At 62.2% G+C, this 26364-nt stretch carries 25 protein-coding genes and 1 pseudogene; 10 read left to right on the forward strand and 16 right to left on the reverse strand.

The annotated features are described in order from the left end of the window. Positions 1-40: 40 nt before the first annotated feature. The 4 genes from RLEG4DRAFT_RS22230 to RLEG4DRAFT_RS22245 form a co-directional block, all read right to left on the reverse strand. A complete protein-coding gene (locus tag RLEG4DRAFT_RS22230; protein ID WP_003580095.1) occupies positions 41-859 on the reverse strand; it encodes a cytochrome c oxidase subunit II in 819 nt (272 codons plus the stop codon). Positions 860-1004: 145 nt separating this feature from the next. Next, positions 1005-1394, reverse strand: coding sequence for a c-type cytochrome (locus RLEG4DRAFT_RS22235; protein ID WP_003580098.1), 390 nt, complete (start codon positions 1392-1394; stop codon positions 1005-1007). A gap of 179 nt (positions 1395-1573) precedes the next feature. Continuing rightward, a complete protein-coding gene (locus RLEG4DRAFT_RS22240) occupies positions 1574-2497 on the reverse strand; it encodes an MYG1 family protein (RefSeq protein ID WP_003580100.1) in 924 nt (307 codons plus the stop codon). Positions 2498-2644: 147 nt separating this feature from the next. Next, positions 2645-3208: a hypothetical protein gene (locus RLEG4DRAFT_RS22245; protein WP_003580103.1), complete on the reverse strand. Its 564-nt coding sequence runs from the start codon at positions 3206-3208 to the stop codon at positions 2645-2647. A 259-nt stretch (positions 3209-3467) separates the two neighbouring features. Between RLEG4DRAFT_RS22245 and RLEG4DRAFT_RS22250 the strand changes: the two genes are divergently transcribed. Then, positions 3468-3791, forward strand: coding sequence for a hypothetical protein (locus RLEG4DRAFT_RS22250; RefSeq protein WP_003580105.1), 324 nt, complete (start codon positions 3468-3470; stop codon positions 3789-3791). Positions 3792-4348: 557 nt separating this feature from the next. On the opposite strand, the gene blh is transcribed toward RLEG4DRAFT_RS22250, so the two are convergent. From blh to RLEG4DRAFT_RS22270, 5 genes and pseudogenes are all read right to left on the reverse strand, one after another. Then, positions 4349-5629 (reverse strand): bifunctional sulfur transferase/dioxygenase Blh, encoded by a 1281-nt coding sequence (gene blh, locus RLEG4DRAFT_RS22255; protein WP_003580107.1) that lies wholly within the window; start codon positions 5627-5629, stop codon positions 4349-4351. Between the two features lie 185 nt (positions 5630-5814). Continuing rightward, positions 5815-5946 (reverse strand): annotated as a pseudogene (locus tag RLEG4DRAFT_RS47155) (cupin domain-containing protein); the annotation flags it as partial. 96 nt (positions 5947-6042) lie between these two features. Next, the gene (locus RLEG4DRAFT_RS22260; RefSeq protein WP_037093992.1) at positions 6043-6420 is read right to left on the reverse strand and encodes a VOC family protein; all 378 of its coding nucleotides are present in this window, start codon (positions 6418-6420) and stop codon (positions 6043-6045) included. Between the two features lie 204 nt (positions 6421-6624). Further along, positions 6625-8376, reverse strand: coding sequence for a biosynthetic-type acetolactate synthase large subunit (ilvB, locus tag RLEG4DRAFT_RS22265; protein ID WP_003580112.1), 1752 nt, complete (start codon positions 8374-8376; stop codon positions 6625-6627). Positions 8377-8710: 334 nt separating this feature from the next. After that, entirely contained in the window at positions 8711-9145 is a 435-nt protein-coding gene (locus RLEG4DRAFT_RS22270) for a hypothetical protein (protein WP_037093994.1), read from the reverse strand. A 250-nt stretch (positions 9146-9395) separates the two neighbouring features. Here RLEG4DRAFT_RS22270 and ftsZ point away from each other — a divergent pair, with 250 nt between their 5' ends. After that, positions 9396-10418: a cell division protein FtsZ gene (ftsZ, locus tag RLEG4DRAFT_RS22280; RefSeq protein ID WP_003580118.1), complete on the forward strand. Its 1023-nt coding sequence runs from the start codon at positions 9396-9398 to the stop codon at positions 10416-10418. 594 nt (positions 10419-11012) lie between these two features. Here ftsZ and RLEG4DRAFT_RS22285 read toward each other — a convergent pair. Beyond that, the gene (locus RLEG4DRAFT_RS22285; protein WP_003580120.1) at positions 11013-11837 is read right to left on the reverse strand and encodes a helix-turn-helix transcriptional regulator; all 825 of its coding nucleotides are present in this window, start codon (positions 11835-11837) and stop codon (positions 11013-11015) included. 91 nt (positions 11838-11928) lie between these two features. On the opposite strand from RLEG4DRAFT_RS22285, the gene RLEG4DRAFT_RS22290 reads away from it, so the two are divergent. Further along, entirely contained in the window at positions 11929-12819 is an 891-nt protein-coding gene (locus RLEG4DRAFT_RS22290; RefSeq protein WP_003580121.1) for an SDR family oxidoreductase, read from the forward strand. Positions 12820-12873: 54 nt separating this feature from the next. Here RLEG4DRAFT_RS22290 and RLEG4DRAFT_RS22295 read toward each other — a convergent pair whose 3' ends face one another. Next, positions 12874-13083, reverse strand: coding sequence for a hypothetical protein (locus RLEG4DRAFT_RS22295; protein WP_003580123.1), 210 nt, complete (start codon positions 13081-13083; stop codon positions 12874-12876). 1 nt (position 13084) lies between these two features. Then, positions 13085-13285 (reverse strand): hypothetical protein, encoded by a 201-nt coding sequence (locus tag RLEG4DRAFT_RS22300; protein WP_003580124.1) that lies wholly within the window; start codon positions 13283-13285, stop codon positions 13085-13087. A gap of 166 nt (positions 13286-13451) precedes the next feature. Between RLEG4DRAFT_RS22300 and RLEG4DRAFT_RS40975 the strand changes: the two genes are divergently transcribed. Together RLEG4DRAFT_RS40975 and RLEG4DRAFT_RS22305 are read left to right on the forward strand one after the other, a co-directional pair. Then, entirely contained in the window at positions 13452-13625 is a 174-nt protein-coding gene (locus RLEG4DRAFT_RS40975; protein WP_003580125.1) for a hypothetical protein, read from the forward strand. Between the two features lie 477 nt (positions 13626-14102). Beyond that, entirely contained in the window at positions 14103-15032 is a 930-nt protein-coding gene (locus RLEG4DRAFT_RS22305; RefSeq protein ID WP_003580126.1) for a hypothetical protein, read from the forward strand. Positions 15033-15111: 79 nt separating this feature from the next. On the opposite strand, the gene RLEG4DRAFT_RS22310 is transcribed toward RLEG4DRAFT_RS22305, so the two are convergent. The 4 genes from RLEG4DRAFT_RS22310 to RLEG4DRAFT_RS22330 form a co-directional block, all read right to left on the reverse strand. Next, a complete protein-coding gene (locus RLEG4DRAFT_RS22310; protein WP_003580127.1) occupies positions 15112-18897 on the reverse strand; it encodes a beta strand repeat-containing protein in 3786 nt (1261 codons plus the stop codon). A gap of 825 nt (positions 18898-19722) precedes the next feature. Beyond that, positions 19723-20166, reverse strand: coding sequence for an SRPBCC family protein (locus RLEG4DRAFT_RS22320; protein WP_003580130.1), 444 nt, complete (start codon positions 20164-20166; stop codon positions 19723-19725). A 132-nt stretch (positions 20167-20298) separates the two neighbouring features. Beyond that, positions 20299-20712: a GFA family protein gene (locus tag RLEG4DRAFT_RS22325; RefSeq protein ID WP_003580132.1), complete on the reverse strand. Its 414-nt coding sequence runs from the start codon at positions 20710-20712 to the stop codon at positions 20299-20301. Between the two features lie 95 nt (positions 20713-20807). Continuing rightward, on the reverse strand, positions 20808-21500 hold the full coding sequence (locus tag RLEG4DRAFT_RS22330; protein ID WP_003580134.1) for a type 1 glutamine amidotransferase domain-containing protein: 693 nt from the start codon (positions 21498-21500) through the stop codon (positions 20808-20810). Positions 21501-21737: 237 nt separating this feature from the next. Here RLEG4DRAFT_RS22330 and RLEG4DRAFT_RS22335 point away from each other — a divergent pair, with 237 nt between their 5' ends. The 5 genes from RLEG4DRAFT_RS22335 (at position 21738) to RLEG4DRAFT_RS22355 (ending at position 26306) form a co-directional block, all read left to right on the forward strand. After that, positions 21738-22739 (forward strand): LacI family DNA-binding transcriptional regulator, encoded by a 1002-nt coding sequence (locus RLEG4DRAFT_RS22335; RefSeq protein WP_003580135.1) that lies wholly within the window; start codon positions 21738-21740, stop codon positions 22737-22739. 107 nt (positions 22740-22846) lie between these two features. Next, positions 22847-23881, forward strand: a complete 1035-nt coding sequence (locus RLEG4DRAFT_RS22340; protein WP_003580138.1) for a sterol desaturase family protein — start codon at positions 22847-22849, stop codon at positions 23879-23881. Further along, a complete protein-coding gene (locus RLEG4DRAFT_RS22345; RefSeq protein WP_003580139.1) occupies positions 23878-24189 on the forward strand; it encodes a MocE family 2Fe-2S type ferredoxin in 312 nt (103 codons plus the stop codon). Before RLEG4DRAFT_RS22340 ends, RLEG4DRAFT_RS22345 begins: the two co-directional genes overlap by 4 nt. Before the next feature lie 81 nt (positions 24190-24270). Continuing rightward, positions 24271-25476, forward strand: coding sequence for an NAD(P)/FAD-dependent oxidoreductase (locus RLEG4DRAFT_RS22350; RefSeq protein ID WP_003580140.1), 1206 nt, complete (start codon positions 24271-24273; stop codon positions 25474-25476). Continuing rightward, complete coding sequence (locus tag RLEG4DRAFT_RS22355; RefSeq protein WP_003580141.1) at positions 25473-26306, forward strand: sugar phosphate isomerase/epimerase family protein; 834 nt, start codon at positions 25473-25475, stop codon at positions 26304-26306. The genes RLEG4DRAFT_RS22350 and RLEG4DRAFT_RS22355 overlap by 4 nt, the downstream gene beginning before the upstream one ends. The last annotated feature ends 58 nt before the right edge of the window (positions 26307-26364 follow it).

Genomic DNA, 26364 nt, shown 5'->3' on the forward strand with positions numbered 1-26364 from the left:
TCCCGCCGGTCAGCAAGTGGCTCCGGCGGCTGCGCCGAAGTCAGTTCGCCGGCGGCGGCTCTCCCGATGACGCCGTAAGCTGGGTGAACGTCTGCTGCTGTCCGAGCCAGGTCTGGTAGTCCGCATCGTCGTCGACCACGACAGTGCCGCGCATTTGCGGATGGCCGACGCCGCAGAGTTCGGCGCAGAGAATCTCGAAGGTGCCCGTCCGCGTCGGCGTGAACCAGAAATAGGTGATCATGCCGGGAATCATGTCCATCTTGGCGCGGAATTCCGGCACGTAGAAATCGTGGAGCACATCGACGGAGCGCAGCAATATATGCACCGGTTTGCCCACGGGCAGATGGAGCTCGCCGCCCTCGATGATGACATCGTCGAGGCCGCTTGCGTCGTTCTTGTCGAGCCCGAGCGGATTTTCGGCGGTGACATCTCGCGTCTCGGCACGGCCGAGCTTTCCGTCAGCGCCCGGCAGGCGGAAGCTCCACAGCCACTGCTGGCTGACGACCTCGACCGACGCGGCATCGGCAGGCACAGTAATGAACTGGTTCCACACGATGAGGCCGGGCGCCAGCATCGCCGCGACGCCGACCGCCGTTCCCCCGCCCAGCAGCAATTCCAGCCGGCGGTTCTCGGGCTCATAATGCGCCCGGTTGCCGGGCCTGTGCCGGAAGCGGAAGACGCAATAGGCCATGAACAAGACCACCGCCACGAAGACGATGCCGGTGATCCAGAAGGTGATGACGAGGGTACTATCGATATAGGTCCAGTTGGACGCAATCGGCGTCCACCACCACGGGCTCAGCACGTGGAACAGCACGGAGCCGACGACAATCAGGACGAGGATCAGCACGACAGCCATGTCCGCTCCTCCTCGAGCCGGTTGACCGTGAAACCGCATTCCGCAAAAAGTCCGTGTTTATTATCGCACAGATAGAAAATATCGGCAATTACGGCAATTTAGGCATGCGCCACCGGCCGCGAGCCGTCATTTGGAGTATTGCCCGTCACTGAGAGTATTGCTTGAGATAGGCGATGAGATCGGTGATTTCCTTGTCGTCCTTCACGCCGACGAAGGCCATCTTCGTGCCCTTCACCTTGGCTTTCGGATTGTGCAGATAATCACGCAGCACCGTCTCGTCCCAGACCAGACCGCCTTCACCGGCGGCCTTCATTGCGGCCGAATAGGCGAAATCGGGGTGCGTACCGGCCTTCCTGCCGAACAGCTTGTTCAGCGACGGACCGACCTTGTTGGTATCGGACTCGACGACATGACAGGTCGAACATTTCTTGAAAACAGTGGCGCCCGCCGTCGCATCACCCTCCTGTGCCCCGGCATGACCGGGGATAAGGGCAGTCGCAGTTGCACCAATCAGCAGAACAACACGGTAGTCCATGGCAAACCTCATCCTCCTAAAGGTCGCCAGCCACTCACACCCTCCATTATCTCTCGCGTGTGGGTGGTGGTTGTTATGTCTCGAAGCTTAGTCCTTCGCGGATGCAAGTCAATCGCCTCGACGGCTTGGGTCGCCCCAACGCATCTGAGATCCGATAAACCCGACGCGGATAACAGCCATTACACCCCGATCGAAAGCGCCTCCCTGACCGCCAACTCGGCCATGGCAAGCGCCGCCTCGCGAGTCCGGGCGGCGGCGATGAAGCGGCCGTTGTGGCAAAAGCTCGCACCCTCTATCCCGCAAACCGCCTCCAGTTCTCCATTGGCAAGACCAGCCCATGCTGCCGGCAGATCGGCCCTCAGCTCGAAGCCGTCCTCGGCGCGGCGGATGCCGGTCACGCACCAATCCTTTTCGCGCGGGTGGACGACGAACAGCAGGTGATCGGCGCCCGCCTTGATGATGGCGGGACGGAATGGCATTCCCCTCGGCAACTCCAGAACGCGCCCCTGCCCCGTAGCCTCGATGGCGCGATGCACCATCGCCTCGGCCCGCAATTTTGCGGCACTCTGGGCGATCCTCGCCTCAACGAAAATGCGGGCAATGGCAAGCGCCGCGTGGAAGGCGCGATCGTCGGCCTCGGGTTCTGCTTCGTCGAAAACCGGTTTCAGCGTCTCCAGCAGCACCGGCAGGGTCAAGCCCGCCAACGGCCCCGAGGGGCTGAGCGCACCATTGTCGGTCAGATCGATGGGCAGCACGAAGCTCGCATCGAAAGAGCCGTACAGCACCTCGATATGCCCTTCTGGAAGGCCGGAGGCTGCGAGATAATCACGGCCGTAATGCTTCCAGATCAAGCCGAAAGAGCTGTAGGGCTGGCCATCTTCGCGCATCGGCGCGCCACGCTGGTGGTGATCGAATATCCCGGCAGCAGGATCATAGGCGCCGCCGACATCGTAGATGATGCGGTCTTTGCCCGGCGTGATCCATTCCGACGCCCGGCTGCGGACGATACGCGCCTGCGGGAAAAGCCGGGTCAATATGACACTCGACAGCAATTCATCGGCATGGAAGCCACCGGAATGGGTGACGAGGAAATCGGGGATCATGGGAGCTATGCGCCTTGTCGTTCGCGGAGGGTCCGCTTGCGGGTCGGAACCAGATAGCCGTTGCCGGCGGCGATCTCAACCCGTCCTCGGCGCATTTCACTTCTGCCTAGCGGTTTTGGCAAAAACGGCGTGCACCGAGACAAGGGTCTAAGGCAGCGCCGGTCCTGGCTGCCTTGCAACAAGCGCACGACTAGCCGCCGCGCCGGCATGAAGGCAGATGAGGCCGATCGCGGCCAGCGAATTGATCAGCAGGACATTTGCCACGACCGATGCCGAAAACGCTCCCTCGCCTGACGGAAGCACCGCCGTCGCGGCAAAGAGCACGCCTTCATAGGCAACGAAGCCGGCCATGAAAGCGCCAACCGCGGTGACGCTGAGGCCGGCCGTAAGGCGAAGCATGCCAAGCGCTGCCGCCAGGGATGCGAATGCCGCAATACCGATCGCCAGACCCCAGGCATAACTGTCCCAAGTCTGGGGATAGCCGAGGACGAAATACCCGACCATCTGATTGGCAAGCCAGGCGAGCAGCACCGCCGTCACCGCCATCCGCCGCGGCAGAATCACCGCCGATACCGCCGCCAAGGCCACGAAGGGTGTGACGCAGGCAAAAAGCAGGCTGAGAACGACACTCGCACCAGAAATGATGACGACCCAGGCGACAGCAAAGCCCGGGAGGACGGGGCGAAGGGGAAACTGATTTCGTTCGAGCATCTCGAAACTCCGTTCAACCGGGCGCGCGCGCCCTTGGAAATCATACGCCAGTCCAGGAAAAAGGCCAACGAGGTCACAAGCATGGTCAGCTCAGATGAAGATCCTCTGCGATGAACCGGCGGCAGCCTTCCAGTCGCCCTCCTCAAAGCATATTCCATCGGTGAATTGTCCGCGGGAGTTCTTCGTTCCTACTACCTTGCTTTGCAAAAATCAGCCTGTAAGTTGTAACAGAGGCCGGGGTTTTGCGAGGGGGTTTTTGATGGAGGCAAGATACAGGCTCGGCGGCATTTTCTGCCTGCTCCTGGCTGGCGCGATCGGCTGGCAGGCGATTTGGCAGCCGCTGCAGGAGGCAAGTCTCGGTGCCGATACCGTCACCTGGATGCCACGCGCCACCGTCGTCATCGGGCTGTGTTTGGTTGTCGGCGTCTATTTTCTGACAACCGGCAATCGATATCCCTATCGCGATATCGCGCGGCAAACGCTGACACCCGTCGGATGGGTCCTATGCGCAATGATCGGCATCGTCGCTTTGGCCGGCTTTTTCGGCATGGACATGATGCTGCGCTCGATGGGCTACCAGTGACGGACCAACCGTTTCAGAGGTCAGCCACAAAGTGCATAAAATAGGCGTGCGCCGCTTCCGCTGTCATGGGCGCGGCACTCCCCGACGCCCCTCATGCTGAGGCGCGCAGCCCGAGAGGGCGGAGCCTCGAAGCACGCGCCGCAACGCTGCTTCTTGCATCATCCGGCGTCGGAGCACCCGCCTCGCCCTTCGAGGCTTCGGCCGATGGCCTACGCACCTCAGGATGAAGCTCTCTTTGAGCGTTGACGCAGCAGCATCCCTTTCCTCTCCTGGGCTCGGCATCCTCCATCGCCCCTCATGCTGAGGGGCGGAGCCTGTGAGGGCGGAGCCTCGAAGCACCCCGCAACGCTGCTTCTTGCATCATCCGGCGTCGGAGCGGCGCCCGCCTCGCCCTTCGAGGCCCTTGCGGGGCACCTCAGGATGAGGCTCTCCTGGAAGCTGCGCAACACTCTCCTGCACCAGCGATTGCAAGCGCGGCATACGCCAACGCCCTCATGCTGAGGTGCGCAGCCCGTGAGGGCGGAGCCTCGAAGCACGCGCCGCAACGCTGCTCCCTGCTACAACGCATCCAGCGGAATCTTCAGATATCGCCGGCCGTTGCCCTCCGGCTCCGGCAGTCTGCCTCCCCGAATATTCACCTGCAGTGCGTGCAGCATCAGCTTCGGTTTCGCCAGCGTGCGGTCGCGGGCCTGGCGCAGCGCCACAAAGCCGGCCTCGTCGATACCTGCTATATGCGGATTGGCGCGCTTCTGGGCGGCCACCGTACTTTCCCAGCGCGGGTGACGGCCGCCGGGCTGATAATCGTGGCCGGAAAACAGCCTGATGTCCTCCGGCAGCGACAGGATGGCCTGGATCGAGTGCCAGAGGGCGCTGGCGCTGCCGCCGGGGAAATCCGTGCGCGCCGTGCCGGAATCCGGGGTGAACACGGTGTCGTGCACGAAGGCGGCGTCACCGATCACATAGGTCACCGAGGCAAGCGTATGGCCGGGCGAGAACATCACGCGGGCTTCAAGCCCGCCGATCTCGAAAGTGTCGCCATCGGCAAACAGCCGGTCCCATTGCGAGCCGTCGGTCTCGAGCGCCGGCCAATTGTAGATCTCCTTCCAAAGCGTCTGGACGTCGGTGACATGGGCGCCGATCGCGGTCGGCGCGCGGGTCTTTCCTTTGAGGTAGTGCGCGGCGGAGAAATGGTCGGCATGCGGATGCGTGTCGAGGATCCATTCGACCGTCAGTCCCTCGCTTTCGATATAAGCGAGGATGGCGTCGGCATTGGCCGTTCCCGTCGCGCCCGACATTTCGTCGAAATCGAGCACCGGGTCGATGATGGCGCAGCGTTTCGTCACCGGGTCTGAAACGACATATTGCACGCTGCTGGTGCGGGGTTCGAAGAAGGCCTTCACGACAGTCGCCTGCCCTGCCCGCTTTTCCAGCCAGCGGCGCGCGCCCGCAAGATCGAAGCCGAGGTTTTGACCGAAGGCCTCCACTTCCCCGGGCTGCATCCGCCCGTCGAGCACTTCCCCCAGCGCATAGAGCGTCAGCGCCCGAGTACCGCTCTTGCAATGCGCGACGACCGGCCCCTTCGCTTGCATCGTCGCCGCCTGGAAGGCACGGATATCGGCCTCGGTGATCTCGGATCCCTTCACCGGCACGAAGCTGTAGGAAAGGCCGGCAGCAGCGGCCGCCGCCTTTTCCGCTACATTGCCGGGTTGCCCCGGCTCCTCGCCGTCCGGCCGGTCATTGATGACGGCGGTAAAACCGTCTGCCGCAAAAGTAGCAAAACCGGCGGCATCGGGCTGCCCCGCCACCGATATCAGCTCATTGACCCTCATCAATGTCATCGAAGTTCTCGCGCCGCCCTCAGCATGCAGTATCGCATGTATATCGATACAATCTCACAAGTATATTGCCGAACGCAAGAATAGTCTCCTTGCACTCTCCGCGCCTGTCGCCGGCTCGCAAATCCTGGCGATGCCGGCGCAAGACGCCCCCAAGTGTTGCGCCGGCGCAAGGCCGCCCTGATGAGTCAGCGCCGTTGCACGCCTGTCAACCCGAGCGCCAGCGTCATGTCGTTGACGATCCCCAATCGCGCTTCGATCACCGCGATTTTCGCGGGCGTATCGGCACCAAAAGCTTCGATATCGATGAATAATTGCTCACGCCTGGCATAACCGTGTCGAACAAGACAGCCGCATTCCTGAAACTCGACATATCCACTCCCACGATTGTAGCATTCGGATAGTGTCGCGCGTCCTCACCCCTGCGCCGGCGCGTTGATCATCGCCTCGATATTGTATCCATCGGGATCGAGAACGAAACAGGCGTAATAGTTCTCGCCATAATCCGGCCGCGGGCCGGGCGCGCCGTTGTCCCGGGCGCCGGCATCAAGGGCCGCGCGATAAAACGCTTCGACCTCCGCCCTGCTGTGGACCCGGAAGGCGACGTGCAGACGCGTGAAGGGCGGCTTGTCGTCGGTGCGCTGAATCTCGAACAGGCTGCCGCCGACATCGAAGGCCCAGAACACCCCCTCCTTCCCGAAGGCGAGGCGATAGCCCAGAGGTTCGAGAGCACTTTCGTAGAACGACTTGCTCTTCTCAAGCTCACTCACGGCGATGGTTATATGATCGATCATGTCACGCCATCCCTGTCGTTCGGTTTCCTGGTGATTGACGTCTGCTCCCTTCGAGCCTGTCACGCCGACCTCCCGATGGCAATGCCGCCATCAGCCCTTTGGGCCGCCGAGATGATGCTATTGGCGGGCTCGGCGGCCTGATGGCTTGACGTCAGTCGCATAATCCACTGCCGCGACTGACGTTTTCAAACCGTGCCTAAGCCGCTAGACGTGCCCCTCGCCTCCAATACCGGCTAACGCGGTAAATGGCGCGGCGCCAACCGCGCCGGACACCAAAATGTCACTATACGCCGCGCCCGCCCCAATCGTCGGCAGGCAATCGGCGAGTTCTGCGACGCGGCAGTCGAACAGAACGGGCAAGTCTACCTCGATCATCTCCAGGATCGCATCGTCGAGTTCGGAAGGCCTCTCGCAGCGGATACCGTGTCCTCCATAGGCTTCCGCAAGTTTCACGAAATCCGGGTTTCCGTGCTGCCGAACCCTTCCCTGACCGCCGTTGTTGAGAATGAAGATCTTGATCGGTGCGTTGTGCTGCACGGCGGCCGACATTTCCTTCATCGTCAACTGCACGGAGGCATCGCCCGCTATGTCGATGACGAGACTGTTGGGATTGGCAATCTGCACCCCGAGGGCGGCGGGCAGCCCGTATCCCATCGTCCCCAGGCCGCCTGATATCATGCAGCGGTTCGGCTGCTCGAAGCGGTAATATTGCGCCGCCCATATCTGATGCCGGCCGACCTCCGTCGTGATGTAGGTTTCCCGATCTTTTGTGAGTTCATAAAGCCGCTCGATGGCATATTGCGGCATGATGACGTCCTCGCGCATCGCGTAGGAAAACGATCGCCGTGCCCGCCAGCCCGCAATCATGCTCCACCATTCGGTCAGTCTCGCGCGGTCCGGCGCCCGCGGCAGCGCCCGCCACAGACGAATGAGGTCGGCAAGCACGCCGGCGGCATCGCCCCGAATAGCGATATCGGCGCGCACGGTCTTGTTGAGTGCGGAAGCGTCGATATCGATCTGAATCTTCCGGGAATTCGGTGAGAAACCATCGGCGCCGGCAGCAAGCCCGCCGTCGAAGCGCGCCCCGATGCAGAGCATGAGGTCGCAGTCCTGCATCGCCATGTTGGCCTCATGGGAGCCGTGAAGCCCTACCATCTTCAGCCAGTTCGGGCTCGAAGCCGGATGGGCGCCGAGCCCCATCAGCGTCGACGTGACGGGAAAGCCGGTGAGATCGGCCAATTCGCGCAGCAGCTTTACCGCTTCAGGGCCGGAATTGATAACGCCGCCACCGACACCGATAACCGGCCGGCGCGCCGTTGCCATCAGAGCGATCGCTGCCTCGATCTCGCTCGTGGTGCCGCAGCGCTCCGGCTGGTAGCTCGGTCTCGGGGCAACAGCCGCCGGCGGCGTGTAGCTGCCGCTCGCAAACAGCACATCCTTGGGCATGTCGACCAGAACCGGGCCGGGCCGCCCGGATTTGGCGATGCGAAAGGCCTCGTGGATGGCCGCCGCAAGCTCATTGACGTCGCCGACCAGCCGATTGTATTTCGTGCAGGCTCGGGTGATGCCGACGGTGTCGCATTCCTGAAACGCATCGGATCCGATCAGCGTCGTCGGCACCTGGCCGGCGAGGCAGACGAGCGGCACGGAATCCATCAAGGCATCCTGAAGGGGCGTGATCCCGTTGGTGACGCCAGGGCCTGATGTCACCAGCATGACGCCGACCTTACCCGTCGAGCGGGCATATCCCTCGGCGGCATGGCCGGCGCCCTGCTCATGGCGAACCAGAATGTGCCTGATGTCTTCCTGCTGGAAAAGCTCGTCGTAAATCGGCAGCACGGCAGCGCCGGGATAGCCGAAAATATGCTGGACGCCGTTGTCTCTCAGCGCCTGGAGAACGATTTCCGCGCCGGTCATCTGCGCGCGCGGGGTGTCGATGGAATGACGGGATCTCATGGTTCCGTTCCTTGATCAGTGTGACGATGTGTGGAAAGTCCGACGAGGCGCCCGCCCCGGATTCAGGGCATAAAAAAAGGCCCCGTCAGGAGCCTGCTTACCGCGCATGGGAGCTTTCGCCGGATGGTTACACCATCCTGCCCACGCGCCCGATCACCACTGCCAGAACCATTGCGATTTTCATGGCAGCATAGCTAAAGGCAAATGGAGGCATCGTCAATGCTCCCGGAGAAATTGCACTTCGGGAGGCAGGTAGCCTGTGGGGAAGCGGCAGACCGGGTCGCCGGTGGTTGCATCGTCGCCGGCATCCCGCTTCGCAGGCGGATAAGCAAGGTTAGTCCTGGCTCTGCAAGCGGTCCATCACCTGCAGCAGGAGATCGGCGCAGGCCTTCATCGGTTCGTCCTCGGCGCATTGAAGATCGATCCGGGTGTTCCCGTCCTCGATCCGGAAATGAGCGGCCTTGGACGGCGGCGGCAGCATCGGGCGATGACCGCGGAAACCACGGAAGCCCCTGTCGTCACGGAAACCCATATCGCCCCTCGACCCATGCCACCGGTAATCGGGGCGATCTCTTGGCCGCGCATCCGGCTCGTCCGTCATCCGCTCGTCACCACCGGAAGCAGACGGAGGCGGAGGCGGCGGCGGTGGCGAGGCCGGATCGGTCGCCGCGGGCGGGGTCTCGGTGGCTGGCGGAGGGGGCGGTTGTTGCGCGAAGGCAGTGCCGGCCAGTGCGGCAAGAGCAAGGCCCGAAAGGAGAAGTTTTTGCATGGGGATCGTTCCTTTATCGGAAATAAGAAGCACGTCTGTAAACACCGCAGCGCGGCTTTGGTTCATGCCCTGTTGGCTCGTGAACGAAATCAGCAACGGCCGGGGCCACGATCCCCCGAAGACGACGATCACTGGAGTGTCGCCCCGAGACGTCTTTCGCCTCGCCTCCGCCTTGTTGGGCGGCTATCCTAGGCGTCGATTCGCTGGCCACGACGAGGGCGTGGCGTGAAAGAACATCAAGGAGAGTGCGATGACGGACGCCAAGAGCGGCATTTCGGGACTGCGGCCGCATATTACAGTAATCGGCGTCGGCGGTGGTGGGGGCAATGCGATCAACAATATGATCGCGGAAAAGCTGGCGGGCGTTGAATTCATCGCCGCAAATACGGACGCCCAGGTCCTCGCCACATCAAAGGCGACGCGGCGCATTCAACTCGGTGCGAACGTGACGGAGGGCCTCGGCGCCGGTTCGCTGCCGGAGATCGGCCATGCGGCTGCCGAGGAGTCGATCGATGAGATCATGGATCACCTGGCGGGATCGCATATGTGTTTCGTCACCGCCGGCATGGGCGGCGGGACGGGCACGGGTGCTGCCCCAGTTATCGCGCGCGCCGCGCGTGCCGCTGGCATCCTGACCGTCGGCGTCGTCACCAAGCCGTTTACCTTCGAGGGCAATCGCCGTATGCGGACGGCGGAAGTCGGCATCGAGGCGCTTCGCCAGGCAGCCGATACCGTTATCGTCATTCCCAATCAGAACCTCTTCCGCATTGCCGACGCGAAAACCACTTTCGCCGATGCGTTCATGACCGCCGACCGAGTGCTCTATGCCGGCGTCGGCTGCATTACCGATCTCATCGTCAAGGAAGGCCTGATCAATCTCGATTTTGCCGACGTGAAGTCGGTCATGCAGGGCATGGGCCGCGCCATGATGGGCACCGGCGAAGCCTCCGGCGAGAGCCGCGCAATGAAGGCGGCGGAAGCGGCAATTGCCAACCCGCTTCTCGACGACATCTCGATGAAGGGCGCCAGGGGCGTGCTGATCTCGATCTCCGGTGGTTCGGATATGACGCTGTTCGAAGTCGACGAAGCGGCAAGCCGCATTCGCGACGAGGTGCAAGATGACGCCGATATCGTCGTCGGCGCCATCTTCGACCGCGGCCTTGACGGCAAGTTCCGCGTCTCGGTCGTGGCGACGGGACTGGAAGGCAGCTCCCTGCCTGCATCCGCGCCTCACGCCCCCGCCGAACAGATCCAGACGCGTACGCTGCAATAGCATCGCCACTACTATAGCAGCCTGCTCACGACGGAGCTGCCCAATAAACGTTGCCCCGCCATATGGAAAACGGGCGGGGCAGCGTCAGGATTCGGCCAGAATACTTGCCGCGTCGGACGTGCGCGACGCTACGGCAATTTCCGTTCTGCCCGTGGGTGGCAACGGGCCGGCGCGCCATAGCCCATCAGGATTAGGCATCCGCCGTCGCTCTTCCCTATTGTCGATGCTTCGCTGATGGGGATTCCGCCGATCACGAGCGCAAGAGATCTACCGCCTGTTTGTTGCATTGCCGATCGCGCGTTCTGAAAAGTCACGTAAAGTATAAAACGCGCCAGAAATTCCGCCAATTCCGTAATAAACACCGCCCCATATCAACAAGCTCAAAATAAAAGCCGCGATAAGAACTCGGATGGCCACGGAACATTTCTTTCCAACACGCCTAGTTTATTCAATATTAGAGATATATACTTACATAGGTTGAAAAGGTCAAATACAATTATTCAACCCACAATTCTTCGACGGAGCGGTATTAGGACGAGCATCGCGCGCCTGTGGCAGCACGTGATCAATGCCCCACCCATCAAATTCCCTCACTCATCCCAATAACTCCCCGATCTTCGCCACATCCTCCGCCGTCGCCGGATTATACACGACCATGCTGAGATCCGGCCTTCCATCCACCTGGAAGGCGGAATATTCGAAGGTGAGATGACCGAGGATGGGGTGGCGGATGTGCTTGGCGCCGTCGCCGTGGGTTTGCACATCGTTGTCGCGCCACATCGCCAGGAATTCGGGGCTCTTGCGGCAGAGTTCGTCGACGAGGGGTTCCACCTGTGCTGCCGCCCCGGCGCGAGCCGCGTCCACCCGGAAGGCTGCGACGACGAAGCGGGCGACACTTTCCCAATCATATTGGGCGGCGCGCACGCGAGGATCGAGGAAGATGAAGCGCAGCACGTTGCGCTCCTCCGGCGGCAGCGCGCCGTAATCGGTCAGAAGCACGGTCGCCGCCCGGTTCCAGGCGACGACATCCCATATCGCCGTCCGGATCAACGCCGGGCTCGGGTCCAGCGCATTGAGCACGCCCTGCAGCCGCGGCGTCACGCCCTCATGCCTGCGGTAGCGCACCTCAGGCGGCCTTCCGAGGCCGAGCAGGAAGAGATGTTCGCGCTCGACATCGGTCAGCATCAGCGCCCGCGAGATCCGGTCGAGCACGTCGGCCGACGGCGCCCCGCCGCGTCCCTGCTCCAGCCAGGTGTACCAGGTCGGGCTGATATTGGCGCGGCTCGCCACCTCCTCGCGGCGCAGGCCCGGCGTGCGGCGCCGCTCTGCCGCAAAGCCGAAGGCTTCGGGATCGAGCTTGGCGCGACGGTCCTTTAGATAGATGCCGAGCAGATTATCGGTGGCGACGAATTCGCTCATCCTGTTAGCCTTTATACCATGATAATCTCACTACTTTACCATGATGTTATCATGCCCGATATGTCTCTCCAACGCAAACCGGAGACATCACATGCGTGTATTTGTAACTGGAGCCACCGGCTGGGTGGGCTCGGCCGTCGTCAACGAGTTGATCGCCAACGGCCATCAGGTGCTCGGCCTCACCCGCTCGGAGAAGGGCGCAAACGAACTGGCGGCCGCCGGCGCAAAGGTTCATCGCGGCGCGCTCGATGACCTCGAGAGCCTCAGGAGCGGCGCTTCCGAGGCCGACGCCGTCATCCACACCGCCTTCAATCATGACTTCTCGAATTTCGCCCAAAACTGCGCCATGGACCAGCGCGCCATCGAGGCGCTTGGCGCCGCGCTCGAAGGCTCCGACCGCCCGCTGCTGGTCAGTTCGGGGATCGGTTTTGCGCCCGGCCGTATCGGCACCGAGCAGGACCCGCCCTTCCCGACGACTGACACCTATCCGCGCGCTTCCGAAGGCACGGCGGCCACACTCGCCGCGCGCGGCCTGCGTGCCTCGACCGTCCGGCTGCCACCCTCAGTGCACGGCCATGGCGATCATGGTTTCGTGCCGATCTTGGTCGAAACCGCCCGCAGGACCGGTGTTGCCGCTTATGTAGGCGACGGTGGGAACCGCTGGCCGGGCGTGCACCGGCTCGATGCCGCCCGCGTCTATCGCCTGGCACTGGAGCGTGGCGCCGAAGGCGGGCCGTTCCTTGCGGTCGCCGAACAAGGTGTGCCCATGAGGGACATTGCCGAGGTGATCGGCAGGCGGCTGAATGTGCCTGTCGTTTCACTTTCAGTGGAAGAGGCGGCGGAGCATTTCGGTTGGTTTGCGATGTTCGCCGGCTTCGATGTACCAACCTCGAGCGCTCACACCCGGGCGCTCATCGGCTGGGAGCCGGAGCAGCCGGGCCTTATCGCCGATATCGACCACCCGGCCTATTTCGGCGGCTGACGGATGTAAAACAGAGACTTAGCCGCCTCGCATGAATCAAATTCTATGCGACGTTCAACGCCTCCGGCCGTCATTCATATCGGCGGGATCGTAATTGATGTCCCAGTCCTTGCCCGGCTTCTGCTTGCCGGGCGGGTTCTTGTGCATCGTGGCATCTTCGGAGCCGGTGATGACGGTCGGCTTGGCGCTGGCAACGCCGCTGCTTTTCCGGTCGGCACGGGATTTTGCGAATTGGCCGGCCGCGTCGTTCTCAAGATTGGCCATTTCATTCGCCCTTCTGCTTCATCGCGTCGCCGAGATTTTTGGTCTCGGGGTCGCGGTTGTTTTCGCCCTTCGCGTCGCGATCGCGGTCGGGATCGTCCCTGGCTTTCAAATAGCCGCGCGGCGCATTTCCCTTCGGTCCCTCCCAGCGGGGAGACTGATCGGTGGTGCCGGGGGCGCCGTCTTTCGGTGTCGTCATGCCCATGTTCGTTTCTCCATGTTGAATTCGAACAACAGGCAAAACCCCGAACTGTTCCCGGCAAGTCTCACAAATAGCGAACAGCCAAACCCGGCGGTTAGTCCAGAAAATATGGAACAGTGTCGACTTCCATCGGTTGACCAGGGGTCGACCTCAAATATGGAGCCGAAAAATGAGCAAGACCAACGTCCGTGAAATTCAGAAACGCGCCGAACAGCAGGTCAAGAACACCAGCGCCGGCGGCCACCTCGGCGGCACCTATTTCGGCCAACAGCCGGACGGCAAGACCGCCTCGGAAAGCAGCAACGACAGCGCCAAGGCCCGGCCGAACGATGGGAGCAATTGAGGACGCATGCTGGTCCTCACATTCTCAGGACCACCGAGGATCCTTGTTAGGAGATCCTTCCAGCCCCCCGCATTCCTGTGCCCGTCACAGGTATCCAGCCACGGCGCGTTTGCGCAGTAAATAACCAAATGCACGCTTGAAGACTTCCGCGCCAAAAGACTTGGGCGCGCTCGATCCTGTGATCAGCGAAGGGATGAGGAGATTGGAGGGGGCACATATTAGGAAGCGGCATCCTCCAACTCCCGTTAAGCTGAAGTGCAGCCCACGGGCGGAGCCTCGAAGCACCGTCCAAGGCTGCTCCTTGCTATCAGTCGGCCCTTCGAGGTCCCCGTACTGCGCATCGGGTGAGGCTCTGCTAAACCGAGGCGCGCCCCCTCCGCATCCCACCTTGTCATTGATCGGCAATACCCCTGCCCTAGCTTCTGTTGGCGGCCAACCGGCTGCCGACGAAACTTTGAGCCAAGGCGGAGGGGCGACGTGGCAACCTATTCGATTGACGATGCGATCCGGGAGCTTGCCCCAGTTCTCGGCAAGGCGCCTGCGGGCGCCGTTGGCGGCGAATGGACCGCGACCACGATACAAGCCGGGCATTCCTCCCGCACGGGCGGCTACCTCGACGCCGAGGGAAAGCATGTCCGGGATGATTCAACGCACCCACTCAGCATCATCGGGGATGTTGTCGAGAAACTCGATGCGGCCGCGGCACAACCCTTCAACACGGTGTTGATCCGCTGGAAAAAGCCGAAATTTCACTTCATGCGCGCGCAGCTCACGCTCGAAACCAGATTTGACCCATCGATCGTCCCGCGCGGTCCCGACGACCCGATCTACGGGGCCGCAGCAGCCGCGCGGCGCACCTTCTGGCAAGGCCGCGGCACCTTGCGGGAGAGCTTCGCCGCCGAGCGCGGAACGGCTAACATCCACAACCAGACAAAATGGTTCGGCCCGCACCGCCGCATCCTCGCCATCGACAGCCCGGGAAGGCTGACGCTTGCCACCGATGGGCTCTCCACCCCCTGGGCCGGCATTTCCGAACCTGAGAACGGCGTCGAATGCGAACTTTTCATGGAGTTCGATGCCGCGACGCTGGATGAGGCCGGGATCGGAAATTGGGCGAACCTCTTGATCAACATCGGCGACCTCGTGGCCGACGGCCACCGCGTCGCCCGCGATGTCGAAAAACACGGCGCCATCCTGTTCTGCCGACTGACCGAGGATTACAGCCCGCTGTCCCGCATCGTGCTCAGCCGCCACACCGGCCAGATCGACGGGCTGCCATTCGGGCCGGTGCCGCTGATCCTGGTAACGCCGATCGCGGAGGCCGAGATCGACGGGCGTGACCCCGACGAGCAATGGGGAGTAACGGCCGCGCGCGAGGCGTTGGCGAAACGGGCGATCAGACTCTAGCCGTGGCCAGACGATTGCGGCGCCTTTTTCGCTCATCGTTTGCGCGCGCGGTCAATGCCTGTCGTGATCACAGACCGCCTCAGCCAAACAAGAAGTCGCCCGAGTTGAAATTACCAAGCCCGCCGAGGGTGGTGATGTTGTCGAATTCAGCAACCAGCACCGCGCCGCCGGCTGAACTTGGGTTCGGATCGTAGTAGACCGCCGCATGGCCCAGATCCGCATTGTGGAACACGAACAATGCCCCTGTGGTTATGTTGCTGTAACCATTGATGGTGCTTTGAACGGTTGCGTTCGTGACGCTCACGTCCGTTTTGACGCCAATCTCCGTGCCGGCAACATTGATCGTGCCGTTGTTTCCCACCTTCACGTTGTCCACGATTATATTGTTGTTGCCGATGACGAACTCCAACGCGCCGCCTCCGACGTCTAATTGGAACTTATCCACGGTTGTGCTATTCGTCCCAGCATTGAAGTCAGTCATATGGTTCGTGGTGGTGGCAAACCTTTGGAAAAAGAACGTGTCATTTCCCACGCCCCCGGTCAGGGTGTTGTTGCCAGCACCACCGTTGAGGGTGTCATCGCCGTCTTGGCCGAAAAGCGTGTCGTCACCTCCCAGCCCGAACATCATATCGTTACCGCCACCGCCGTAGAGCACATCGTCGCCCGTTCCTCCGCTCGGATTGTCCTGTGAGTTGCCATTGCCACCGGTGATGATCGTGAACGTCTCGGTCTTTTCGAAGGCCGGTCCTATAGGATCACCGGTCTGCGTCGCCATTACCGTCACTGAAAATGTACGGTTCGGCAATAGTTCATCCGAACTCAGCGTATTGCCGGTTATCGAAAACAAGCCTGGATGCGACTGCGAGGCAATGCTGAAGCTGAATCCACCCGTGTCGGCGTCAGTCGCGGTCAGCAGGCCACCGAACTCAAAACTATTGAAGTTGACGTTGTCCGCCGGAACGAAAGGCGTCAGCTTAATGTCACTCGGTGCCTGCCTGGCTGGTCCATCATCTGCGCCGGTGATGGCGACGACGATATTGTGGCTGGCCGTGCCGTCGAGCGAGCTGACGCTCAGCGTGTCGTTGACCGCGTCGCCCTGGTTCAGCGCCTGCGTCGCGGCCCGGCTGTTGTCGAGCGTATAGCTCCAGCTGCCGGTGGCGGCATTGAAGGTGAAGCTGCCATAGATGCCGTTAAGGGAAGCCGGGGCGGCAAACGCCGCCTCGCCGTCATCGACATCGCTGACCGTCAGCTTGCCGGAGGCATTCGGATCGCCGCTGCCGGCCGCACCCGCCTCGACCGTCGACCGATCGTCGCTCACCGTCGCATCGACGACGATCGACGCCGCATCGTTGGCGCCGGTGATGGCGACGACGATATTGTGGCTGGCCGTGCCGTCGAGCGAGCTGACGCTCAGCGTGTCGTTGACCGCGTCACCCTGGTTCAGCGCCTGCGTCGCTGCCCGGCTGTTGTCGAGCGTATAGCTCCAGCTGCCGGTGGCGGCATTGAAGGTGAAGCTGCCATAGATGCCGTTAAGCGAGGCCGGGGCGGCAAACACCGCCTCGCCGTCGTCGACATCGCTGACCGTCAGCTTGCCGGAGGCATTCGGATCGCCGCTGCCGGCCGCACCCGCCTCGACCGTCGCCCGATCGTCGGTGACCGTCGCATCGACGACGATCGACGCCGCATCGTTGGCGCCGGTGATGGCGACGACGATATTGTGGCTGGCCGTGCCGTCGAGCGAGCTGACGCTCAGCGTGTCGTTGACCGCGTCACCCTGGTTCAGCGCCTGCGTCGCTGCCCGGCTGTTGTCGAGCGTATAGCTCCAGCTGCCGGTGGCGGCATTGAAGCTGAAGCTGCCATAGATGCCGTTGAGCGAGGCCGGGGCGGCAAACACCGCCTCGCCGTCATCGACATCGCTGACCGTCAGCTTGCCGGAGGCATTCGGATCGCCGCTGCCGGCCGCACCCGCCTCGACCGTCGACCGATCGTCGGTCACCGTCGCATCGACGACGATCGACGCCGCATCGTTGGCGCCGGTGATGGCGACGACGATATTGTGGCTGGCCGTGCCGTCGAGCGAGCTGACGCTCAGCGTGTCGTTGACCGCGTCGCCCTGGTTCAGCGCCTGCGTCGCTGCCCGGCTGTTGTCGAGCGTATAGCTCCAGCTGCCGGTGGCGGCATTGAAGGTGAAGCTGCCATAGATGCCGTTAAGGGAAGCCGGGGCGGCAAACGCCGCCTCGCCGTCATCGACATCGCTGACCGTCAGCTTGCCGGAGGCATTCGGATCGCCGCTGCCGGCCGCACCCGCCTCGACCGTCGACCGATCGTCGGTCACCGTCGCATCGACGACGATCGACGCCGCATCGTTGGCGCCGGTGATGGCGACGACGATATTGTGGCTGGCCGTGCCGTCGAGCGAGCTGACGCTCAGCGTGTCGTTGACCGCGTCGCCCTGGTTCAGCGCCTGCGTCGCTGCCCGGCTGTTGTCGAGCGTATAGCTCCAGCTGCCGGTGGCGGCATTGAAGGTGAAGCTGCCATAGATGCCGTTAAGCGAGGCCGGGGCGGCAAACGCCGCCTCGCCGTCATCGACATCGCTGACCGTCAGCTTGCCGGAGGCATTCGGATCGCCGCTGCCGGCCGCACCCGCCTCGACCGTCGACCGATCGTCGCTCACCGTCGCATCGACGACGATCGACGCCGCATCGTTGGCGCCGGTGATGGCGACGACGATATTGTGGCTGGCCGTGCCGTCGAGCGAGCTGACGCTCAGCGTGTCGTTGACCGCGTCGCCCTGGTTCAGCGCCTGCGTCGCTGCCCGGCTGTTGTCGAGCGTATAGCTCCAGCTGCCGGTGGCGGCATTGAAGCTGAAGCTGCCATAGATGCCGTTAAGCGAGGCCGGGGCGGCAAACACCGCCTCGCCGTCGTCGACATCGCTGACCGTCAGCTTGCCGGAGGCATTCGGATCGCCGCTGCCGGCCGCACCCGCCTCGACCGTCGCCCGATCGTCGGTGACCGTCGCATCGACGACGATCGACGCCGCATCGTTGGCGCCGGTGATGGCGACGACGATATTGTGGCTGGCCGTGCCGTCGAGCGAGCTGACGCTCAGCGTGTCGTTGACCGCGTCACCCTGGTTCAGCGCCTGCGTCGCTGCCCGGCTGTTGTCGAGCGTATAGCTCCAGCTGCCGGTGGCGGCATTGAAGGTGAAGCTGCCATAGATGCCGTTAAGCGAGGCCGGGGCGGCAAACATCGCCTCGCCGTCATCGACATCGCTGACCGTCAGCTTGCCGGAGGCATTCGGATCGCCGCTGCCGGCCGCACCCGCCTCGACCGTCGACCGATCGTCGGTCACCGTCGCATCGACGACGATCGACGCCGCATCGTTGGCGCCGGTGAGCGAGATCGAGACATTGGCCTCGCTCAGCGTGCCATTGCCGAGCCGTATCGCGTAGACGAAACTATCTTTGAGGATTTCACCGGCATTCAGCGTGTTGATATCCGCGCCCGAGCCCGCGATGCCACTTCCATCGCTCAGACGGTATTCGATCTTTCCATTGTTGATCCTGACCCAATTGCCGAGCAGGCTCTTCTCCCAGGCAGATGCCCCATTCGCTCCGACATCTTTCGCAAGAAGCTCATAGTCGGCGGTAATTGGATTGCCATCTCCGTCGTCGACGGAGAAGAGGGATTTGGCGTTCCCGCCAAGATCATTCGACATCACGTCAAGGGTTATGGTTTTGGTGGCCGCATTGTAGAGCTGGAGGCTGAGCAGCTGGTCTTCCGTCCAGATGTAAGAGTCATTATTCGCCTGCGGCGTATTGCTGAAAGAAGCCGTGCTTCCACCGCCGGTGCTTTGCGTACCCATCAATATACCCCCATAACACAAAACAAGTAACCCGGCATGGATTCAAGACTAATAAAACTGACATGGCACGCCGTAGCGCGCCGTCGCGCCGATATTGCCGACAACGACGCCAATTTTTCTTAAATCAGAACCGGAATACTCCCCACTCCTAATAAAGTGTTAACACATATACTTTGAAATGGAAGACGATTTTCTTGAGATAGTAAATTTCCTTCCGAATTGTTACGAGGGAGGCCTATTGTCAGACCGGCGCTGAGCCGCCGGCGGCGCGTTCCTGTCACCGATCACCGAGCACGAACTTGGCGAACCCGATTGCCGCCGGATCGAACGTCATCTGGCCGAGGCACAGTTGTCGCCGGAAAATGGCGTTCGACAGTTGCAATCGCCACTGGCGATAAGCCGCGATCCAGACCGGATCGCCGGCCTCCCCTTCGGCACCGTACCGCTGGTTCGCGCGACGGCGATCGCCGAGGCCGAAGTCGCAGGTGCGACGGCGGCGCGCCGATCATTTCATCGGGATGTCATGAAACTTCTTGTTCCGGACCGGCTTTTTACAACGAAGCCAAACTAGGAGCTCCAAATGTCCGGCGAAGAACGGTGCGACCGCCATCGTTCCAGTTCAGAACGCGTCAGTAGCCGAAGAAGCAGCCACCGCGTCCGTGCTCGAAGACATGTAAATGGGACTGGACGCCCGGCCACCTAGAACGCTCAACTCTCCGCCCGCATTCCGAGGAGATTAGCGGAATGGGGGGCGGAGGCAGAGGGCCGAGCCATGAGCAGAAGCAGCAAGCGACTGCGCGGGTCTATGCTTCAACCTGGCGCAACTTATTCGTTGATATCCGGCTCGATGACCCGGGCGAGATTGCGTAGCGACTCCTGCCAGCCGAGATAGCAGGCCTCGGGCGGGATGACATCCGGCACGCCTGCCTGAGTGATCTCCACCTCGGTGCCGACCGAGACCTTCTTCAGCGTCACGGTGACTTCCATTTCGCCCGGCAGGTTGGGGTCGTCGAACTTGTCGGTGTAGCGGACCCGTTCGCCGGGGACGAGCTCGAGAAATTCGCCGCCGAAGGCGTGGCTGTTGCCGGTCGTGAAGTTGCGGAACGACATTTTGAAAGTGCCGCCGACGGTCGGCTCCATATGATGCACGGTGCAGAGGAAACCGTTCGGCGGCAGCCATTTGGCGAGCGCATCCGCCTCGATGAAGGCACGATAGACCTTGTCCGGGCTGGTCGCGAAAACGCGGTGCAGGCGTATGGTGTTCGGCATTGTCGAGATCCTCTTGAATGGACGGAATGAACGAGCCTAGGACGGGCGTGGCTTGGCCGATCCGACACCGGATCGAATTTTTCTTCAAGAAAATTGCCCGCGCGGCCAAGCCGGTGTGTCCCGGCGAGCGGCTCAGCCGGGCATGCCGTCGAATTGCGGGAGATCGAGCGGGCGTGCCCATTTCAGCCGGCGCCTGGTGAACATTTCGACCGCCGGCTCGATCAGCTCGGGCCGGTCAAGGCTGCCGAGCGTCACGAAGACAAGGCCGGGAAAGCTTTCCAGGTTGCTGCTGAACAATCTGGCGCCGCAATCCGGGCAGAAGTTGCGGTCGAGCCCCTTGCCGGAAGCAGCGATGTAATGAAACGCTTTCGGGCGGCCGGCGATCAAGGCAAAATCATCCTGCGGTACGGCGAAGAATGTTGCCGCCTCGCCGCCCGACGCCTTCTTGCAATCCAGGCAATGGCAGTTGGCGATAAAGTTCGGGTCGATGTCGAATGCAAATTTTACCGCGCCGCAGGCGCACTGTCCCGTATATTTGCTAGTCATATCAGGTGTCCCACATCCCGAGTCCGAACGTCTTGCGATTCCGCCTCCTCTGGGCCGCGGTGGTGCCAGAGGCCGAAACGCCGAATTCCTAGCGGCTAAGCCGCGCCCTGCTTTTGCAAGGCATTAAGCAGCGTTTTAGCTGCCTGGCTTGAGGAGGCCGGGTTCTGGCCAGTGATGAGCAGGCCATCCTGGACGACATGCACGCCCCAATCCGCGGTCTTCGAAAACTTTGCGCCCTGCTCTTTCAGCACGTCCTCGAGCAGATAGGGAACGACTTCGACGAGGTGCATGGCCTCCTCTTCGGAATCGGTGAAACCCGTCACCGCCCGGTCCGCCGCGATGGGCTTTCCGTCGGGCGCCTTCACATTGGTGAGAATTCCAGGCGCGTGGCAGACGAGCGCCACGGGTTTTCCCGCCGAAAGCATATTCTCGATGAGCGACAGCGCATAACGGTCGTTCGTCAGGTCCCAGAGCGGGCCATGGCCGCCGGGGAAGAACACGCTGTCATAGTCGGCCTGGTGAATGTCGGACAGCTTCAAAGTGTTGGCGAGCGCCGCCGTTGCGGCTGCGTCTTGTTCGAACCGCCGCGTCTGTTCCGTCTGGAAGGCCGGCTCGTTGCTCTTCGGATCGAGCGGTGGCTGGCCCCCCTTTGGCGAGGCGAGCGTGATATCGACCCCGGCGTCACGGAAAACGAAGTACGGGGCGGCCAGCTCCTCGAGCCAGAATCCCGTTTTCCTGCCGGTATTTCCCAATTGATCATGCGATGTCAGAATCATGAGTATTTTCATTGCTCAGCTCCTTCAGCCGGTCGGCGGACAAAACCATCCGCATCCGGATTTACGGTAAAATACTGCCTGCAATCTCATGCTAAACGCCAGAAAACATAGATCGACCGCCCCCGCGACACAAGCTCTCCGTCTGCCGTTTGCGGGAATTGGCGCGCGTAAGCCTCTGTGAGATTTGGGGCTAAAGTGTATGAAGAAGAAGAAACGACGTCGCGTAAGCCCATTCGAGGGAGCTGGAAAGTGAGCAAGCCGAATTACCGGGACATCGCCCGCCAGGCCGGGGTGGGAACAGCAACGGTCGAGCGGGTGCTGAACGGGCGTGGCGGTGTTCGCCCCGAACTGGTCGAGAAGGTCATATCCGCCGCACGCCGCCTGGATTACCCGCGCAAGCTTCCCGAAACCCATCGCGGCCTGCTGAGGATAGAAGTGCTGATGGTTCGCCCGGAGACGAGCTTCTACCGTCGGCTTTCACATGCTTTCCAGAGAATTGCCGCCACCCTCGATCCCTTGGTCGTGGTGCATCGCAGCTTCACCGACGAGATGAACGCCGAGAGGATTGCGCGACGCATCCTGTCGACCGACCTTTCCCGGGCCGGGCTGATCCTTGCGGTGCCCAGCAGCCCGGTGATCAGTGCCGCGGTGGAGAAGGTCAATGCGCAAGGCCTGCCGGTCGTCCACGTGGTCACTCGCGCTTCCGAGCGCGTCGGCGAATTCATCGGCATCGACAATGTCGCCGCCGGCCGGACAGCGGCTCTTTACATCAGCCGGATGGCGCTGCGGATCGGGGCTGTCGTTGCGATCTGCCATCCCATCTATCAGGTGCATCGCGATCGGATCCGCGGCTTTTCGGCCTATTTTCAAGAATATCCCGGCGCCTCCAGTTTTGAATGGCTGGGGTTTGGCGGCGATGAGGAGCGCCTCAGCGCGGATCTCTTGTGGTCGGCGCTGGAGATGTATCCCGACCTTGCCGGCCTCTACAATGCCGGCGGCGCCAACGCCGCGCTGATCGAGGTGCTTCGCCGGCATCCGCGCGGGCGCGAGGTATTTTTCGTCGGGCACGAGCTGACCGATTACACGCGTGCGGCGCTGCAGGACGGCATCATGGATGTGGTGCTGGATCAGGCGCCGGAGGCGCAGGCGCGCCGGGCGCTGGATCTCGTTCTGAACAGAATCGGCTTGACCGATATCAAACCGGACCAGGCACCGATCCGTTTCATTACCATCACCAAGGAAGCGCTTTGATCTAATCAGATCAAGGAAGGCTTCGGCATTTTCAGGCGCCCCTGCTAGTTTCGCGTCAGAGATATGAGGGCGGGCGCGGAAACATCCGGCGTCCGGAGGAGATGCCAATGGATGATCTGAAATTCGGCAAGCGCAACAAGCGCGGCGACTGGGCGCCGGACCAGCCGGCCGAGACTGCGCCGCTTTTTGCCTTTCCGCCGCGGCTGACGGCGGTCCTGAAATGGCTGCCGCATTATTTCCTTCCCTGGAACCTGATTTTTGCGCTCTCTGCGCTCGCCTATTGGGCCTGGATCATTCCCCCGGTCGAGACGATGCAAACCCTCAGCCCTGGCTGGATCGCCTGGCTCTATGCGGTGAACGCCATTTCGGTCTTGCTGTTCTACGGCGCCTTCGAACTGCATCTCTACGTGTTGAAGCGGCAGGAAAACCGCTTCAAGTACAATGGCAAATTCCCGGCCGACAACAAGAGCAAGGCCTTCTGGTTCAAAAGCCAGAACCTCGACAATATCCTGCGCACCTTCCTGTCAGGCGTGACTATCTGGACCGCCGTCGAGGTGGGGATGCTCTGGGCCTATGCCAACGGCTACGCTCCCTGGCTGAGATTCACGGAAAATCCATGGACGCTGGCACTTGTCGCGCTCGTGGTGCCGATCATTCACGAATTCCACTTCTTCTGCATACACCGGCTGATCCACACACCTCTGCTCTACAAATGGGTGCACTCGGTCCACCACAATTCGGTGAACCCTTCGCCGTGGTCGTCGCTGTCGATGCATCCTGTGGAACATCTGCTCTATTTCGCAACGGCCTTCTACCATCTGCTCCTGCCCTCCAACCCGATTATCATGCTCTACCAGCTGCATTATGCCGGTTTCGGGGCAATTCCCGGCCATGTCGGCTTCGACAAGGTCGAGATCGGCAAGGAGAAACTGGTCGATAGCCACGCCTATGCGCATTACCTCCACCACAAATATTTCGAGGTGAACTACGGCGACGCGCTGATCCCGCTCGATAAATGGTTCGGCACCTGGCACGACGGCTCGCCCGAAGGCGAAGCCCAGATGCAGGAGCGCTACCGCAGGCGGAAGGAAAAACTTGCGGCCCGCAAGGCCCGCCTGGAAGTCGGGGGAGCCGCCGAATGACCTGGGTTTCAGCTGGCAAACTGGACGACATCGAACAGGAAGGCGCCATCCGCTTCGACCATGGCGGGCGCACCTACGCGATCTACCGTGGCCCGGATGACAGCGTCTACTGCACCGCCGGGCTCTGCACCCACGAGGCGATCCATCTCGCCGACGGATTGGTGATGGATTTCGAGGTGGAATGTCCGAAACATTCGGGCGCTTTTGACTATCGCACCGGCGAGGCCTTGCGACTTCCCGCCTGCGAGAACCTGAAAACCTATAAGGCCGAGGTGATCGACGGAGAGGTTCGCGTGGCCCTGGGTTAACGCATGTCGCCCGCAACTGCCCAGCGCTTTAGGCCTAGTTTTTTACGGCCTGACGCCGGCCGCTCTTTCCACGGAGAACACATGGACGGTATCGTCATCATCGGGGCGGGCGAAGCCGGCACCCGGGCAGCCTTTGCCCTGCGCGAGGCGGGCTATTCCCGGCCCGTCACACTGGTCGGAGCCGAGCCTCATCTGCCCTATGAACGGCCTCCCCTATCGAAGACCGTCGATGACGCGGTGCAGATGAAGCTGATCTGCGCGGCGGAAGCGCTGGAGACCGCCGGTATTAGCTATCTCAAGGGCTTGTCGGCCGCCGAGCTGGATGCCGGCGCCGGAACGGTGCGCTTGAGCGACGGGCAGCTGCTGCGCTACGACAAGCTGCTGCTGGCGACCGGCGCGCGGCCGAGACGGCTCACATGCCCCGGCGCAGCCGGAGCACTCGACTTCCGGACCCACGCCGACGCCGAAGCGATCTTCTCCCGTGTTGCGCCGGGCCGGAGCGTGGCGATCATCGGCGCCGGGCTGATCGGGATGGAACTTGCAGCGGTCCTCCGCGGGAAGGACGTCGCGGTCAACGTCATCGAAGCGGCGCCGAAACCTTTGGGCCGCGCCGTCCCTGCCGGCTTTGCCGAAAAGCTGCACGCCAGACATGCTGCGGAAGGTGTGCGCTTTCACCTCGACAAGGGCGTGAGGGCGATCGGCGTCGACGGCGTCACCTTGACCGATGGCAGCGTCGTGCATGCCGATCTCGTCGTCAGCGCCATCGGCGTCCTGCCCGAGATCGCCTTGGCGGAAGCAGCGGGACTGGCAACGGGTAACGGGGTCCTGACGGACGCCAATCTTCGCACCAGCGCAGCCAATGTTTTCGCCGCCGGCGATTGCGCGGCGGTCGCCCAACCCGGCGGCGGACACGTTCGCTTTGAAAGCTGGCGGAACGCCAGGATGCAGGCCGAGACCGCCGCGCGGAACATGGCCGGCGCGGCCGAGACGTTTACCGCCCTCCCCTGGTTCTGGTCCGACCAGTATGATCTCGGCCTGCAGGTGGCGGGGCTGCCGCAGCCCGCCCATCAGATCGTTCCGCGTTCGATCGCCGGCGGCGAGCTAGAATTCTATCTGGACGATGGGCGTCTGGTGGCCGCGGCGGGTCTTGGCAGCGGCAATAGCCTCGCCAAGGACATCAAGCTTGCCGAGATGCTGATCTCAGCAGCGATCAGCCCCAGCCCCGCCGAACTGGCCGACCCCGGCATAAACCTCAAAACGCTTCTGAAAAGCGCGAGAGCCGCATGATGCAGAAGCTACAGGTCTTCCAATCGCTCTGGGCCATGGAGCGCCGGCACACGGATGGGGTCGAGCGCACACTCGACGAGAACATCGCGATGATCTCAGGGGCGGGCTTCGACGGCATCAGCGCCCATTACACCAACCGCCTGGATGTCGTTGCCCTCAACCAGGCCATCCGGGGCACCGGCTTGAAGGTTGAAGGCGTCTGCTTCCCCCGCTGTGTCGACGATCTGCGCCTGCCGCTGGAACTGGCGGCGGAGTTTCCGGTCAGCCACATCAACCTGCAACCCGATATCCGCCCGCGCCGCATCGATGCCTGCCTGCCGCTTGTCGATGGCTGGATGCGGCTCGCTGGGGATGCCTGCATTCCCGTGTTCATCGAAACACATCGCGACAGGATGACCGCGGACCTGTTCTTCACGCTGGATCTGCTCGATCAGCGCCCCGAACTGCCGCTACTGGCCGACCTGTCGCATTTCCTGGTCGGCCGCGAATTCGCCTTTCCGGTCGATGAGGAGAACCACGCTTCTATCCGACGCATCCTGCAGAACGCCCACGCATTTCAGGGGCGGGTTGCCTCGCGGGAGCAGGTGCAGATCGAGATTTTCTTTCCGCATCACCGGCCTTGGGTCGACCTCTTCCTCGAGTGGTGGGACTATGGTTTTCGCCACTGGCGCTCACGCGCCGCCGATGACGCCGAGCTGATCTTTACCTGCGAATTGGGCCCCAAACCTTATGCGATCACGGGCAGAGACGGCAACGACTCGACCGACAGATGGGCGGAGTCCCTGGCGCTTCGGCAGATGGTGCATGAGCTCTGGGCCGCCACTGCCTGAATCCCGTTAACTCAGCCTGCCGATTGTGGAAAACCCCTGTTGGATCAGTATAGTTGTG

Source organism: Rhizobium leguminosarum bv. trifolii WSM2297, assembly GCF_000271845.1.